Source organism: Proteus sp. TSJ240517 (assembly GCF_047921575.1).
Lineage (GTDB): Bacteria > Pseudomonadota > Gammaproteobacteria > Enterobacterales > Enterobacteriaceae > Proteus.
The window spans coordinates 287190-301658 of sequence record NZ_JBLRMH010000004.1; the positions used below are offsets into that span (position 1 = coordinate 287190).

Consider the following 14469-nt stretch of genomic DNA (forward strand, 5'->3'; position numbering starts at 1 on the left):
CGATGAAAAAAATTGAAGCGATAATTAAGCCGTTTAAATTAGATGATGTAAGAGAAGCGCTCGGCGAAGTGGGTATCACGGGAATGACTGTAACAGAAGTGAAAGGCTTTGGTCGCCAAAAAGGGCATACTGAGCTTTACCGCGGTGCTGAATACATGGTCGATTTTTTACCTAAAGTGAAGATTGAAATTGTTGTCTCTGATGAAATTGTTGAAACCTGTGTAGATACAATTATGACAACGGCACAAACAGGTAAAATTGGTGATGGTAAGATTTTTGTCTTTGATGTGAATCGCGTTATTCGTATTCGTACTGGCGAACAAGACGAAGAGGCTATTTAGTTATTAATTAATTTAAGCCAAATAATTATATTTTTCATTTTTATTAAAGCCCGATATTTTTTAATCAAGATATCGGGCTTTTTCTTTTTTTGCGCATAATTAATTTTTTAATGTTTTGCCTATAATGCTATTTATATCTTATACAAGTCTATTGATGATACTGAGCAATTTATTTTACTATTTTTTATAAACTTTAAGGCACAAAATGTTATTCAATAACTTTTAAGGAAAGTTATTATCATCAATATTAAAAAATCATTAAGGTATGGGCAAAATAGTGTTTAATTATTTATTAAAGCGTCTCGCTTTATTTTTATGTGCAGCAGTGTTAATCGCTATCACTACGGGATTTATTTTTCTTGATATTTTGGTTCTTGATAATGGTATTTCTGAAACGTCGGTAACTGAATTAGGTCAAGAAATTATCGTTGCCATTATCTGTTTATTCTTTTTCGTTAAAGCGTGCCAAGGATGTGAACAACAGGGAGCATTCACACTTATTCTGGGCTTTTTTCTATGTATTTTAATTCGTGAGTTAGATGGTGTATTTGATCAGATTGCACACGGCTCTTGGGTTTGGTTTGCTCTAACGGTTACGTTTATTTGTATTGCTATTGCAATTAGAGAAGGCAAAAGAACGTTAAAAGGCTTAATTCACTTTATTACTCATCCAAGCCATGGAATGTTAGTTGCTGGTCTATTATGTGTTTTACTGTTCTCTCGTTTATTTGGCATGGGAATACTTTGGCATAAATTATTGGGTGAGGATTATAACCGTGCTGTTAAAAACATGGTGGAAGAGGGCAGTGAATTATTTGGTTATACGCTCTGTTTAATTAGTGTTATTTGGTACGGTCTTTCTGCTAAAGAGCATGTTATTCCTGCGGCGATTGAAAATAAATATCGATCATAAAAAGGCAGTGAAATAGCTAATAAAAACGCCGATAAATATAACTCTATCAGCGTTTTTTTTATTCAATTTAAAATCGAACTTTAATGAAAGTATTTTTACTGTAAATCTTGTGTAATAACAGCATGAGGACCAAAACATTCATAATGAAGTTTGTCACTATTAATACCTAATTCAATAAGTTGCTTAGCAACAGATTGCATAAAAGGTAAAGGGCCACAAAAATAGAAATGCATATCAGGAATAGTTAACCAATCTTCAACTTGTTTTAATGTCATTAAGCCTTCGAATTGATAATCTTTATTTTGCACGTCTTCCGCTCGTGGCGTGCGATACCATATCGCTTGTTGATAATGTGAAAGTTGATTGCCGACTTGATTAACTTCATCTTTAAAAGCATGAACACCACCATGTTCAGCCGCATGTAACCAATTGATATTAGCTTTATGAGCTGAAAGTGTGTGTAACATAGATAGCATTGGCGTTAAACCCACACCTGCTGAAATTAAGGTTACAGGTGTTGTTGGTGACACATCTAAATAGAAATCGCCCCCTGGTGCGGCGACGTGTAAAGTATCACCTTCTTGAATATGGTCATGCAGAAAATTCGATAAAATACCTTTATCTTCGCGTTTTACTGCGATGCGATAGGTTTTATTATTTGAAGAGTGAGTTAATGAATATTGACGTATTTCTTGGTTTTCAAGATGTTCATCACGGATATAAAGGCTTAAATATTGCCCTGCTTGATAAGGAGTAACCGCAAGTCCATCTTCAGGCTCTAATTCAAAACTGGTAATTACATCACTTTGTTTTACTTTATGTTTAACTTTAAAGTTTCGTAATCCTCTCCAACCACCATTTGTTTGTTCTTTTTGTTGATAAATTTGTTCTTCGCGATTGATAAAGACATCAGCCAATATTTGATAAGCCTCCCCCCAAGCATCTAGCACTTCTTGCCCAGGACTAAACATCTCATCAATTGTTGCTAATAAATTTTCACCGACGATGGGATAGTGTTCAGGAAGAATATTTAAACTGGTGTGTTTTTGTGCAATTTTTTCAACGGCAGGCAAAATAGTAGCTAAGTTTTCAATATTCGTCGCATAAGCGCATATTGCATTAAATAAGGCTTCACGTTGCGCACCACTGCTTTGATGGCTCATGGTGAAAATATCTTTTAATTCTGGGTGGCGAGAAAACATTCGATCATAAAAATGGGCAGTTAACGCAGGACCTGTTTTAGCAATGAGGGGAATTGTTGATTTAATTGTCGCGATAGTTTGTGCATCTAACATAATTGCTCCTGAAAAATTTTCAGTTTATTGTGAATTTTTATAAATTGCATTTTATATGCAACTTATCTCTTTTTGAGTATTTTGTAAATCTCTGTTTTTATTTTTTAACAAAAAATCTCAATTCTTAGAGAATGATGCGGGGTGTTTGCAAAATAAGGCGAGATGCACCTCAAAAAGAGGAATAAGTACAGGATAAAATGAGGTTGTTAAAAAGTAATAATATGCTGTTATAGTTGGATGGCAAACGATTGCGTATTTTTTCATTAGGGGCTATCTCAATGAAGAAAAAGAGTTTACACTGTATGCCATTCTTTCTCCCGCATGGGAGTTTGTCTTTAGTGAAGTTAGCTGAGTCAGGAGATGTGAATGTTAAAACGTGAAATGAATATTGCTGATTACGATCCAGAATTATGGAATGCAATGGAAGGTGAAGTGACTCGTCAAGAAGAGCACATCGAACTTATTGCTTCTGAAAACTATACCAGCCCTCGTGTTATGCAGGCGCAGGGATCTCAGCTGACAAATAAATATGCTGAAGGCTATCCGGGTAAACGTTACTACGGTGGTTGTGAGTATGTGGATGTTGTAGAGCAACTGGCTATCGATCGTGCAAAAGCATTATTTGGTGCAGATTACGCTAACGTACAGCCTCACTCAGGCTCTCAAGCGAATGCCGCTGTCTATATGGCATTATTAAAACCAGGTGATACCGTTTTAGGTATGAACCTAGCGCAAGGCGGTCACTTAACTCATGGTTCACCAGTTAACTTTTCTGGTAAACTGTATAATATCGTACCTTATGGTATTGATGAATCAGGTAAAATTGATTACGAAGATATCGCTATTCAGGCTAAAAAACATCAACCAAAAATGATCATCGGTGGTTTCTCTGCTTATTCTGGTCTGGTTGATTGGGCTAAAATGCGCGAAATTGCAGATAGCATTGGTGCATTCTTATTTGTTGATATGGCACACGTAGCAGGTATGGTTGCAGCGGGTGTTTATCCTAACCCAGTTCCTCATGCACATGTTGTTACAACAACAACCCACAAAACTTTAGCGGGTCCACGTGGTGGTCTTATCCTTGCTAAAGGTGGCGACGAAGAGTTTTATAAAAAACTGAACTCTGCTGTATTCCCTGGCTCTCAAGGTGGCCCTTTAATGCATGTTATTGCAGGTAAAGCGGTTGCATTAAAAGAAGCTATGGAGCCAGAATTTAAAGTTTATCAGCAACAAGTTGCGAAAAACTCGAAAGCAATGGTAGAAGTTTTCTTAGATCGCGGTTATAAAGTAGTGTCTGGCGGAACTGAAAACCACCTGTTTTTATTAGATTTAGTCGATAAAGATATTACAGGTAAAGATGCAGATGCTGCACTGGGTCGTGCAAATATCACTGTTAACAAAAACAGCGTACCAAATGATCCACGTAGCCCATTTGTCACTTCTGGTGTTCGTATCGGTTCTCCAGCGATTACACGTCGTGGTTTTAAAGAAGCGGAAGCTCGTGAATTAGCCGGTTGGATGTGTGATGTCCTTGATAATATCAATGATGAAGCGAACATTGAGAAAGTGAAACAAAAAGTCTTGGATATCTGCGCTAAATTTCCAGTTTACGCATAAGTTTGTAACGATATAATAAAACCCGTTGTACAAGCCCGCTTCGAGAACTTGTTCTTGGCGGGTTTTTTTGCATCTTAAAAATGGGGGATTGGATGGTTATTCCATCAACATTGTGGCTTGCCTTAGATTATTTTACTTATTTCTTTTCATACGGCATTTTTTTACCTTTTTGGTCCATATGGCTAAAAGGAGAGGGTGTCGATCCGGCAATGATAGGTCTGTTATTAGGTGTAGGTTTAACTGCACGTTTTGTTGGTAGCCTAATTTTAACGCCTGCGGTAAAGGATCCGTCAAAACTTATCACTGCATTGAGATTATTTGCTTTTCTCTCATTACTTTTTACTGTTGCATTTATGATGGGTAGCCATTGGGCATGGTTATTCTTTGTAATGACAGGATTTAACGTTTTCTTTTCACCAATGGTGCCTTTAGGGGATTCCCTAGCGGGAACGTGGCAAAAACAGTTTCCTTTTGATTATGGAAAAATTCGCGTTTGGGGTTCAATCGCTTTTATTATTAGCTCATCATTGCTAGGTGTTTTAATTGATGCTTTTGGGCATCCCATTATTCTTTATGGATTGATTGCCAGTACTTTTGCTCTATTCCTGACATCTATGCTCCGCCCTAAAATTATGCCACAGGGTAAAGTAAAAAAAGCAGAACACAGCAATGTGTCCTTTATGAAACTCATTTCAGATGGGCCAGTTTGGCGTTTTCTGTTATGTGTCTCTTTACTGCAAGGCGCACACGCAGCTTATTACGGTTTTAGCGCACTTTATTGGGAAAAAGCAGGGTATGACACTGCAACAATCGGCTATCTTTGGTCATTAGGTGTGGTTTCAGAGGTAGTTGTTTTTATGCTGAGCCATCGTTTATTCCGTCGTTGGAGCGCAAGAAATTTACTTTTGCTTTCTGCTTTTGCTGGATTTTTACGTTGGGGATTAATGGGGAGTTTTACCGCATTACCCGCGCTTATTGTTGTTCAAATCTTACATAGTGGTACGTTTACAGTGTGCCATTTAGCCGCTATGCGCTTTATTAGTGCGCGTCAAGAGCATGAAATTATTCGCCTGCAAGCCGTTTATTCTGCTTTAGCAATGGGAGGAAGTATTGCGATTATGACGATAGTATCAGGTTGGCTATATGAGAAACTGCCAAATCAAGAATCATTAATTTTCTGGTTAATGGCGGCATTAACTATTCCTGCGATGTTTATAAGACCTCAAGTTAAACCTCAAAATAGTTAACTTGTTCTACATAAGAAAAAGTGCAATAAAAAAGACCATAATATTATGGTCTTTTTCGTTTATATTTTTTATTCGTATCAACGAAATTAACGTTTTAATGCATCTGTTAATTCGCTACGAATTTCAGCTAATAATGCTCTGACAACACGAGGGTTACCTGCAACAATATTACCTGTTTGTAGGTAGCCATGGTTACCTGTAAAGTCAGAAACGATAGCACCTGCTTCACGAGCGATTAATTCGCCACCTAAGAAATCCCAAGGTTTTAAGCCAATCTCAAAGAAACCATCAACACGACCTGCGGCAACATAAGCTAAATCTAATGCCGCTGAGCCTGTGCGACGGAAATCAGCACAAGGTACAAACAGTTTGCCTAACATGTTCATGTAAGCAGCTGAATGTTGCTTGCTTTTGAATGGAAAACCAGTCGCAAGAACAGCACCGTCTAAATCGCGAGCATTAGAGCCACGCAGACGATAACCATTTAATTGTGCGCCTTGACCACGAACGGCTGAGAATAATTCGTTACGCATAGGATCGTAAACAACAGCCACTTCAGTACGGCCTTTAATGCGTACAGCAATAGAAACAGAGAAGTGTGGAAGACGTTTAATGAAGTTAGTCGTGCCATCAAGTGGATCAATAACCCATTGTATGTCGTGATCTTCACCGAGTAACTCGCCACTTTCTTCCGTAATAATGGTGTGTTTGGGATAAGATTTACGGATGATTTCAATGATTGCTTGTTCTGCGTCACGGTCAACGTTAGTGACAAAATCATTGGTACCTTTCTGATTAGTTTCTACAGATTCAGGATTTTCGTAATTTTTGGCGATTAAATTACCAGCCTTACGTGCGGCACGTATGGCAATATTCAGCATCGGATGCATGGTTATCTTCCACAAGATGTTAAAGAACGGGGATAAAAAACGTGCCAGAGTATAACAGGCATTCGTGTTTCTGGCTACAATTGTGATAAAATAGATAGATCACAAAGCAATTAACAAGAAATCAATGTTAGAAAATATTCGCATCATCCTTGTAGAAACCTCGCATACAGGCAATATGGGCTCTACAGCTCGAGCTATGAAAACTATGGGATTAACCAATCTTTATTTTGTTAATCCAAAAGAAAAACCAGATTCGCATTCTATTGCCCTATCCGCGGGTGCAAGTGATGTTATTGGCAATGCACATATTGTTAATAGTATCGATGAAGCGATTGAAGGCTGTGGTTTAGTCATAGGAACAAGTGCCCGTAGCCGTACACTTTCTTGGCCAATGCTTGCACCGCGTGAATGTGGTGAGCGCTGTGTCATGGAAGCTAAAAATAAGCCTGTTGCTATTATTTTTGGTCGTGAACGCACAGGTTTAACCAATGAAGAATTACAAAAATGTGATTTTCATCTGTATGTTCCGACTAATCCAGAATATGGTTCTTTAAATTTAGCAATGGCTGTTCAGCTTGTTAGTTATGAAATTCGTATGGCAGCACTTGCCCAAGAAGAAAAACAAGAGGAAAATAACCCATCAGAGATTGATTATCCACCAGCTGATGATATAGAACGTTTTTACGTTCACTTAGAACAGGTGCTTAATGAATCTGGCTTTATTCGCCCTAAACATCCGGGACAAGTGATGAGCCGTTTACGCCGTCTATTTACGCGTGCGCGCCCAGAAACACAAGAGCTTCATATCTTACGTGGTATTCTGACGTCAGTTGAGAAATGGGCTAAGAAATAGAGGGCAAAGTTGATTAACTTAAGTCAACTTTGGGCTGAGTATAATACTTGACTAAAACACTCGGATAAATAGTTGACTAAATTACTCGGGAATGACACAATTTGATTATTGTTCACCACGGAGTATTTGTTATGAGACTGACATCAAAAGGGCGTTACGCAGTTACTGCAATGCTTGATGTTGCATTGCATTCACAGCAAGGCCCTGTCCCCCTCGCTGATATTTCAGAGCGTCAAGGGATTTCCCTTTCTTATCTTGAGCAGCTTTTCTCACGTTTGCGCAAAAATGAATTAGTCGCAAGTGTTCGTGGTCCTGGTGGCGGCTATTTATTAGGTCGTGATGCAGGGCAAATTTTTGTTGCTCAAGTTATTTCTGCGGTTGATGAATCTGTCGATGCTACCCGTTGTCAGGGTAACAAAGAAGGTTGTCAAGGTGGCGATCGTTGCCTGACTCATACTTTGTGGCGTGATTTAAGTGATCGTATAACCAGTTTCCTAAGCAGTATCAGCCTTGAAGAGTTAGTCAATAACGAAGAGGTTATGGATGTCGCCGATCGTCAAGACAATGAAAAACGCCATGCTATCAATGGTCGTTTACAAGAAACCATTGTTAATATGCGAGTTTAACGGCGATCTCTAGGTAGGCAAAAACAAAATTATTAAAGAAGATCCGTCGTCTTTGGAGTTAGTGAGCAATGAAATTACCCATTTATCTAGATTATTCAGCAACCACTCCCGTTGATCCACGAGTTGCTGAAAAAATGATGCAATGCCTGACTATTGATGGCATTTTTGGTAACCCAGCCTCTCGTTCACACCGTTTTGGTTGGCAAGCAGAAGAAGCTATCGATATTGCACGTAATCAGATTGCTGATTTAATCGGTGCAGATCCTCGTGAAATTGTATTCACATCAGGCGCAACTGAAGCTGATAACCTCGCACTAAAAGGTGTTGCTAACTTTTACCAGAAAAAAGGTAAGCACATCATCACTTCAAAAACTGAACATAAAGCCATTTTAGACACTTGTCGTCAACTTGAGCGTGAAGGTTTTGAAGTGACTTATTTAGCACCAAAAAGTGATGGTCTGATTGACCTGAAAGAGCTTGAAGAAGCGATGCGTGAAGACACTATTTTAGTTTCTATCATGCATGTAAATAACGAAATTGGTGTTGTTCAAGATATTGCTGCTATCGGTGAATTATGCCGTAGCAAAGGTATTGTTTACCACGTAGATGCAACACAAAGCGTGGGTAAACTACCGATTGATCTCTCTAAGTTAAAAGTTGATTTACTTTCTCTTTCTGCGCATAAAGTTTACGGCCCTATGGGTATTGGTGCGCTTTATGTTCGTCGTAAACCACGCATTCGTTTAGAAGCTCAAATGCATGGTGGCGGACATGAGCGTGGTATGCGTTCAGGTACATTAGCCGTTCACCAAATTGTAGGTATGGGCGAAGCTTACCGTATTTTGAAAGAAGAAATGGCTGATGAAACTAAACGCTTAAACGAATTACGTTTACGTTTATGGAATGGCATTAAAGATATCGAAGAAGTTTATATCAACGGTTCTTTAGAACATACTGCGCCAAATATTCTTAATGTGAGCTTCAACTATGTTGAAGGCGAATCATTAATGATGGCACTGAAAGATCTTGCTGTATCTTCAGGCTCTGCCTGTACTTCAGCTAGTTTAGAACCTTCTTATGTACTGCGTGCTTTAGGTTTAACTGATGAACTTGCACACAGTTCTATTCGCTTCTCTCTGGGTCGTTTCACCACTGAAGAAGAAATAGATTATGCAATTGAACAAATCCACAGTGCCATTGGTCGCTTACGTGATCTTTCGCCACTTTGGGATATGCATAAACAAGGTGTTGATATCAACAGCATCGAATGGTCTCACCATTAATCAGACGTTTTCAGGAGTTAAATCATGGCTTACAGCGAAAAAGTAATTGATCATTATGAAAACCCTCGTAATGTGGGATCATTTGATAATAATGACCCTACTGTAGGGAGTGGTATGGTTGGCGCACCTGCTTGTGGTGACGTTATGAAACTGCAAATCAAAGTTGACGATAATGGCGTAATTGAAGATGCGCGTTTTAAAACTTATGGTTGTGGTTCAGCAATTGCATCAAGTTCACTGGTAACAGAATGGATGAAAGGCAAAACATTAGATGAAGCCGAATCTATTAAGAACACAGCAATTGCAGAAGAATTAGAATTACCACCAGTGAAAATTCACTGTTCAATTCTTGCAGAAGATGCAATAAAAGCAGCGATTGCAGACTATAAAAGCAAACGCCAAGGCAAGTAATTGTCTTTTATAATAAAAAAATAAAATATTGGCGGATGCTGAAACTTTTTTTCAGTATCCGCTTTCGTTCTTTATGAGTGAGGTGTGCCATGTCAATTTCCCTTACAGAATCCGCCGCTAATCGAGTTCGCTCTTTCTTATCTAATCGTGGAAAAGGTGAAGGTTTGCGTTTAGGCGTAAGAACATCTGGTTGTTCTGGAATGGCTTATGTTCTTGAGTTTGCTGATGTCATCAATGACGAAGATACTGTTTTTGAAGACAAAGGTGTGAAAGTTATCGTTGATGGTAAAAGCATGGTCTATTTAGATGGAACAGAGCTTGATTTCGTCAAAGAAGGATTAAACGAAGGCTTTAAATTTAACAACCCAAATGTATCGAATGAGTGTGGTTGTGGTGAGAGCTTCACTGTGTAATTTGTGTTAAAACACAGTATTAACGTTAATTAATCCAAGAGTAGATGTATGGACTATTTCACACTATTAGGCATGCCTAATCGTTTTGATATTGATAAACAGCAACTTGCTACACGTTATCAAGATATGCAGCGTCAATATCACCCAGATCGTTTTGCAGGTCAGTCTGAAAAAGAACAGGCTCAAGCAATCTCGCTTGCTTCAACCATCAATCAGGCTTATCAGACCTTAAAAAATCCACTCTCAAGAGCTGAATACATGCTCTCATTACACGGTATCGATATTGCTAATGAGCAACAAACGATGCACGATACTGCATTTTTAATGGAGCAACTCACATTACGTGAAGAGCTGGATAACATCGAACACAGTGCTGAAGCCGAAAGTTTGTTAGCCGATTTTTCTGCGCGTTTAGAAAAAATGTACACAGTACGCCATGATGAAATGGTCAAAACGTTAGATAATCAAACTTGGGATATTGCTGCAGATAATGTGAGAAAATTGCGTTTTCTCGCAAAATTAAAAGAGCAAGTAGAGCAACTTGAAGAACGCTTGTTTGATGGTTTTTAAGGGAAATAGTTATGTCATTATTACAAATTAGTGAACCGGGTCAAACGCCTGCACCGCACCAGCGCCGACTTGCAGCGGGTATTGATTTAGGTACGACACACTCATTAGTTGCCACTGTACGTAGTGGGCAAGCCGAAGCGCTTTCAGACAGCGAAGGTCGCTATTTATTGCCATCTGTTGTGCAGTATCAAGTTGATAATATCAATGTTGGTTGGAATGCTAAAAAAGAAGCAGAAAAAGATCCTGCTAACACGATAAGCTCAATAAAAAGAATGGTGGGTCGCTCACTGAGTGATGTGACAAGCCGTTATCCAAACCTTCCTTACCATTTTCATGAAAATGACAACGATCTGCCATTAATTAAAACCGCAGCAGGTATTGTCGATCCTATCCAAGTCTCCTCTGACATATTAAAAACATTAGCAGAGCGCGCGATACAATCATTAGGTGGCGAACTTGATGGTGTTGTTGTTACTGTGCCTGCTTATTTTGATGATGCTCAACGTCAAGGCACAAAAGAAGCGGCTCGTCGTGCGGGTTTACATATTCTACGTTTATTAAATGAACCAACAGCGGCAGCTATTGCTTATGGTCTAGATTCAGGAAAAGAAGGCACCATCGTTGTTTATGATTTAGGTGGTGGTACTTTTGATATCTCTGTTCTGCGTTTAACTAAAGGCGTTTTTGAAGTCTTAGCGACTGGCGGTGATACTGCCTTAGGTGGCGATGATTTTGATATGATGCTGGCAGACTGGATAAGAGAACGTGCTGGTTTTGGACATCAAAAAGATGCTGTATTACAACGTCAATTACTAGATGTTGCATCAGAAACCAAAATTGCATTGAGTGATAACGATGTTGCAGATATCAACATTAATGGATGGAAAGGTGAGATCACTCGTGCTGAGTTTGAATCATTAATTCAATCATTAGTGAAACGTACATTATTATCTGTTCGCCGCGCATTAAAAGACGCGGATGTTGAAATAGATGAAGTTCTAGAAGTGGTTATGGTTGGTGGTTCAACACGAGTGCCATTAGTTCGTCAAATGGTGGGTGATTATTTTAAACGAGAACCGTTAACCTCTATCGATCCAGATAAAGTGGTTGCCATTGGTGCTTCAATCCAAGCTGATATTTTGGTGGGCAATAAACCGGATAGCGAAATGCTATTGCTAGATGTTATTCCACTTTCTCTTGGTCTTGAAACAATGGGCGGATTAGTTGAAAAAGTGATCCCTCGCAATACCACTATTCCTGTTGCCCGAGCGCAAGAATTTACGACATTCAAAGATGGTCAAACGGCAATGAGTGTTCACGTTGTTCAAGGTGAACGTGAAATGGTGAGTGATTGTCGTTCTTTAGCACGTTTCACATTACGTGGAATTCCTCCAATGGCTGCGGGTGGCGCACATATTCGTGTCACTTTCCAAGTTGATGCTGATGGTTTACTCAGTGTCAGTGCAATGGAAAAATCAACGGGTGTTGAAGCCTCAGTACAAGTCAAACCGTCTTATGGTCTTAGTGATACTGAAATCGCTAAGATGATCCAATCTTCGATGGAAAATGCCCAAGAAGATTTACAAGCTCGCCGTCTAGCTGAGCAAAAAGTCGAAGCAGCTCGCGTGTTAGAAAGTTTAACTGCAGCATTAGAAGAAGATGCTCATCTGTTAAATGAAGATGAGAAAATGGCTATCGACAAAGTTGTAGATACCTTAATAGAGAGCGTTGAAGGAACAGATCCTGTTGCTATTGAAAACGCGATTAAACTACTGGATAAGCAAACTCAGGATTTTGCAGCGCGTCGTATGGATTCATCTATTCGACAAGCGTTGGCAGGTCATTCTGTGGATGAGATATAACTATGCCTAAAATTGTATTTTTACCCCATAGCACACTGTGCCCTGAAGGTGCTGTTGTTGAGGCAACAGAAGGTGAGTCTATTCTAGATGTTGCATTACGCAACGGCATTGAGATTGAACATGCTTGTGAAATGTCTTGTGCATGTACAACTTGTCACTGTGTAGTGCGTGAAGGTTTTGATTCACTAGAAGAGAGCTCTGAGCTTGAAGACGACATGTTAGATAAAGCATGGGGTTTAGAGCCAGAAAGTCGCTTGAGTTGCCAAGCAAAAGTGACTGACGAAGATTTAGTTGTTGAGATCCCTAAATATTCGATTAATCACGCAAGAGAGCATTAATTTTAGGAGCCGAGCATGAAATGGAGTGACACGCGTGAAATAGGGGAAGCATTATTTGATCTTTACCCTGACACTGATCCTAAAACGGTACGCTTTACTGATATGCATCAGTGGATTTGTGATTTAGAAGATTTTGATGATGATCCACAGAAATCCAATGAAAAAATTCTTGAGGCTATTTTACTTGTTTGGCTTGATGAATTTGAATAATTGCTGACATCGTAAATTTAAAAGACTAGCTTATTGCTGGTCTTTTTGCATTATGGCCTTTCTCACTTTGCTTTATCAGTGATTTAAAAATAACCATAAAGAGGGAAGTATGGGGATTTTATTGTGCGATCTTCTTCGAGGAATATCATGTAAATACGTAAGATCACTGGATGATAATGGTGACCTCTTTGTTTTTGCAGTAAATTGATCACGCTAAACGGTAAATATCTGGTAGTCTGAATAGGTTAACTGCCACCAGTAATAATAAGTGAGACAATAAATGAATAAACAAATTATGCCTATCATGCTGTCAAATGAACCTGCTGCTGCATGTTGGGGTGAAAAAGCACTAATTAGCACTAGCGAAACCGGCATGACAATCCACTTAACGGAAGAAAACCGTTTAGGCGCTATTCAGCGTGGTGGACGTAAAGTTGATGGCCAAGGTATTCGTAATGTTGCACTTGTTGGCGAAGGCTGGGATTTAGAACGTAGTTGGGCTTTCTGGTTAGGATTTAGAGCACCTAAAGGCGCTCGTTCAATCGAATGGCCACAATTAAAGGATGCAGATAAACACGAACTAGAATCACGTATTCGCATCGTTGATTGGGTTAGAGATACCATCAATACACCAGCTGAAGAATTAGGGCCTGAACAACTAGCACAACGCACAGTTGATCTGTTCTGTGGTCTTGATAAAGAAGATATTAGCTATAAGATCACCAAAGGTGTTGATCTGCGCGATCAAAACTATGCCGGTATTTATACAGTAGGACGAGGCTCTTCTCGTGATCCTGTCTATTTAGCATTAGATTTCAATCCAACAAAAGATAGCAATGCCCCTGTATTTGCTTGTTTAGTCGGCAAAGGTATTACTTTTGACTCAGGTGGTTATAGCATCAAACCTTCATCATCCATGAATTCAATGAAAGCCGATATGGGTGGTGCAGCAACCTTAGCAGGTGCTTTAGCATTAGCGGTTACTCGTGGTTTAAATAAACGCGTAAAACTACTGCTCTGCATCGCAGATAATATGGTCAGCGGTAATGCCTTTAAATTAGGTGATATTATTCGTTACCGTAATGGCAAATCAGTTGAAATCATGAATACAGATGCTGAAGGCCGTTTAGTTTTAGCTGATGGTTTAATTGATGCAAGCAATATTGCACCAGAGCTGATTATCGATGCAGCAACATTAACGGGTGCAGCTAAAGTTGCAGTAGGTAATGACTACCACTCTGTATTAAGTTTTGATGATAAATTAGCAGCAGAGCTACTGACTAGCGCTGAACAAGAAAATGAATTGTTCTGGCGTTTACCATTAGCGGATTTCCATCGTAGTCAATTACCTTCTAGCTTCGCTGATTTAAATAATATCGCAGCACCTTCTCATACTGCAGGTGCAAGTACTGCGGCTGCATTCTTATCGCACTTTGTCACTAACTACAAAAAAGGTTGGGTACATATCGACTGTTCAGCAACGTACAGAAAATCTTCTGTAGAGCAATGGGCGGCAGGTGCTACGGGTTACGGTGTACGTTCTATCGCGAATCTGTTATTAGCAAAAGCAAAATAATAAACGTTATTTGATTTGGAG

At 39.2% G+C, this 14469-nt stretch carries 16 protein-coding genes; 14 read left to right on the forward strand and 2 right to left on the reverse strand.

The window, feature by feature from the left end; all coding sequences use genetic code 11:
* Positions 1-2: 2 nt before the first annotated feature.
* Together glnB and ACNARN_RS09340 are read left to right on the forward strand one after the other, a co-directional pair.
* Positions 3-341: a nitrogen regulatory protein P-II gene (gene glnB, locus ACNARN_RS09335; protein ID WP_006533462.1), complete on the forward strand. Its 339-nt coding sequence runs from the start codon at positions 3-5 to the stop codon at positions 339-341.
* Positions 342-606: 265 nt separating this feature from the next.
* The gene (locus tag ACNARN_RS09340; protein WP_198619728.1) at positions 607-1254 is read left to right on the forward strand and encodes a hypothetical protein; all 648 of its coding nucleotides are present in this window, start codon (positions 607-609) and stop codon (positions 1252-1254) included.
* Positions 1255-1349: 95 nt separating this feature from the next.
* Here ACNARN_RS09340 and hmpA read toward each other — a convergent pair whose 3' ends face one another.
* On the reverse strand, positions 1350-2549 hold the full coding sequence (gene hmpA, locus ACNARN_RS09345; protein ID WP_198619729.1) for an NO-inducible flavohemoprotein: 1200 nt from the start codon (positions 2547-2549) through the stop codon (positions 1350-1352).
* 366 nt (positions 2550-2915) lie between these two features.
* Here hmpA and glyA point away from each other — a divergent pair, with 366 nt between their 5' ends.
* Positions 2916-4169 (forward strand): serine hydroxymethyltransferase, encoded by a 1254-nt coding sequence (glyA, locus tag ACNARN_RS09350; protein ID WP_088495048.1) that lies wholly within the window; start codon positions 2916-2918, stop codon positions 4167-4169.
* A gap of 92 nt (positions 4170-4261) precedes the next feature.
* On the forward strand, positions 4262-5416 hold the full coding sequence (locus tag ACNARN_RS09355) for a 3-phenylpropionate MFS transporter (RefSeq protein ID WP_368887573.1): 1155 nt from the start codon (positions 4262-4264) through the stop codon (positions 5414-5416).
* 86 nt (positions 5417-5502) lie between these two features.
* On the opposite strand, the gene suhB is transcribed toward ACNARN_RS09355, so the two are convergent.
* Positions 5503-6306, reverse strand: a complete 804-nt coding sequence (gene suhB, locus ACNARN_RS09360; RefSeq protein ID WP_023581619.1) for an inositol-1-monophosphatase — start codon at positions 6304-6306, stop codon at positions 5503-5505.
* 124 nt (positions 6307-6430) lie between these two features.
* Here suhB and trmJ point away from each other — a divergent pair, with 124 nt between their 5' ends.
* From trmJ to pepB, 10 genes are all read left to right on the forward strand, one after another.
* Positions 6431-7159 (forward strand): tRNA (cytosine(32)/uridine(32)-2'-O)-methyltransferase TrmJ, encoded by a 729-nt coding sequence (gene trmJ / locus ACNARN_RS09365; protein ID WP_109370966.1) that lies wholly within the window; start codon positions 6431-6433, stop codon positions 7157-7159.
* Between the two features lie 131 nt (positions 7160-7290).
* Entirely contained in the window at positions 7291-7785 is a 495-nt protein-coding gene (gene iscR, locus ACNARN_RS09370) for a Fe-S cluster assembly transcriptional regulator IscR (protein ID WP_006533450.1), read from the forward strand.
* A 68-nt stretch (positions 7786-7853) separates the two neighbouring features.
* Positions 7854-9068, forward strand: coding sequence for an IscS subfamily cysteine desulfurase (locus tag ACNARN_RS09375; RefSeq protein ID WP_100158398.1), 1215 nt, complete (start codon positions 7854-7856; stop codon positions 9066-9068).
* A gap of 24 nt (positions 9069-9092) precedes the next feature.
* Positions 9093-9479 (forward strand): Fe-S cluster assembly scaffold IscU, encoded by a 387-nt coding sequence (gene iscU / locus ACNARN_RS09380; protein WP_006533447.1) that lies wholly within the window; start codon positions 9093-9095, stop codon positions 9477-9479.
* A gap of 89 nt (positions 9480-9568) precedes the next feature.
* Positions 9569-9892: an iron-sulfur cluster assembly protein IscA gene (gene iscA / locus ACNARN_RS09385; protein ID WP_006533446.1), complete on the forward strand. Its 324-nt coding sequence runs from the start codon at positions 9569-9571 to the stop codon at positions 9890-9892.
* A 48-nt stretch (positions 9893-9940) separates the two neighbouring features.
* Positions 9941-10462 carry a co-chaperone HscB gene (gene hscB / locus ACNARN_RS09390; RefSeq protein WP_100158400.1) on the forward strand — a complete coding sequence of 174 codons (522 nt, stop codon included), beginning with the start codon at positions 9941-9943 and terminating at the stop codon, positions 10460-10462.
* Between the two features lie 11 nt (positions 10463-10473).
* Entirely contained in the window at positions 10474-12324 is a 1851-nt protein-coding gene (hscA, locus tag ACNARN_RS09395) for a Fe-S protein assembly chaperone HscA (RefSeq protein ID WP_416304395.1), read from the forward strand.
* A gap of 2 nt (positions 12325-12326) precedes the next feature.
* The gene (gene fdx / locus ACNARN_RS09400; protein WP_198619730.1) at positions 12327-12662 is read left to right on the forward strand and encodes an ISC system 2Fe-2S type ferredoxin; all 336 of its coding nucleotides are present in this window, start codon (positions 12327-12329) and stop codon (positions 12660-12662) included.
* A 15-nt stretch (positions 12663-12677) separates the two neighbouring features.
* Positions 12678-12872: a Fe-S cluster assembly protein IscX gene (iscX, locus tag ACNARN_RS09405; protein WP_006533441.1), complete on the forward strand. Its 195-nt coding sequence runs from the start codon at positions 12678-12680 to the stop codon at positions 12870-12872.
* Positions 12873-13152: 280 nt separating this feature from the next.
* A complete protein-coding gene (pepB, locus tag ACNARN_RS09410) occupies positions 13153-14448 on the forward strand; it encodes an aminopeptidase PepB (protein WP_109370964.1) in 1296 nt (431 codons plus the stop codon).
* Positions 14449-14469: the final 21 nt, after the last annotated feature.

What these genes read in the sequence shown, in the direction of transcription:
- hmpA (WP_198619729.1), bottom strand. Translation starts at nt 2,549, where the DNA reads ATGTTAGATGCACAAACTATCGCGACAATTAAATCAACAATTCCCCTC.
- ACNARN_RS09355 (WP_368887573.1), top strand. Translation starts at nt 4,262, where the DNA reads ATGGTTATTCCATCAACATTGTGGCTTGCCTTAGATTATTTTACTTAT.
- glnB (WP_006533462.1), top strand. Translation starts at nt 3, where the DNA reads ATGAAAAAAATTGAAGCGATAATTAAGCCGTTTAAATTAGATGATGTA.
- hscB (WP_100158400.1), top strand. Translation starts at nt 9,941, where the DNA reads ATGGACTATTTCACACTATTAGGCATGCCTAATCGTTTTGATATTGAT.
- ACNARN_RS09340 (WP_198619728.1), top strand. Translation starts at nt 607, where the DNA reads ATGGGCAAAATAGTGTTTAATTATTTATTAAAGCGTCTCGCTTTATTT.
- fdx (WP_198619730.1), top strand. Translation starts at nt 12,327, where the DNA reads ATGCCTAAAATTGTATTTTTACCCCATAGCACACTGTGCCCTGAAGGT.
- iscA (WP_006533446.1), top strand. Translation starts at nt 9,569, where the DNA reads ATGTCAATTTCCCTTACAGAATCCGCCGCTAATCGAGTTCGCTCTTTC.
- trmJ (WP_109370966.1), top strand. Translation starts at nt 6,431, where the DNA reads ATGTTAGAAAATATTCGCATCATCCTTGTAGAAACCTCGCATACAGGC.
- ACNARN_RS09375 (WP_100158398.1), top strand. Translation starts at nt 7,854, where the DNA reads ATGAAATTACCCATTTATCTAGATTATTCAGCAACCACTCCCGTTGAT.
- iscR (WP_006533450.1), top strand. Translation starts at nt 7,291, where the DNA reads ATGAGACTGACATCAAAAGGGCGTTACGCAGTTACTGCAATGCTTGAT.
- hscA (WP_416304395.1), top strand. Translation starts at nt 10,474, where the DNA reads ATGTCATTATTACAAATTAGTGAACCGGGTCAAACGCCTGCACCGCAC.
- glyA (WP_088495048.1), top strand. Translation starts at nt 2,916, where the DNA reads ATGTTAAAACGTGAAATGAATATTGCTGATTACGATCCAGAATTATGG.
- iscX (WP_006533441.1), top strand. Translation starts at nt 12,678, where the DNA reads ATGAAATGGAGTGACACGCGTGAAATAGGGGAAGCATTATTTGATCTT.
- suhB (WP_023581619.1), bottom strand. Translation starts at nt 6,306, where the DNA reads ATGCATCCGATGCTGAATATTGCCATACGTGCCGCACGTAAGGCTGGT.
- pepB (WP_109370964.1), top strand. Translation starts at nt 13,153, where the DNA reads ATGAATAAACAAATTATGCCTATCATGCTGTCAAATGAACCTGCTGCT.
- iscU (WP_006533447.1), top strand. Translation starts at nt 9,093, where the DNA reads ATGGCTTACAGCGAAAAAGTAATTGATCATTATGAAAACCCTCGTAAT.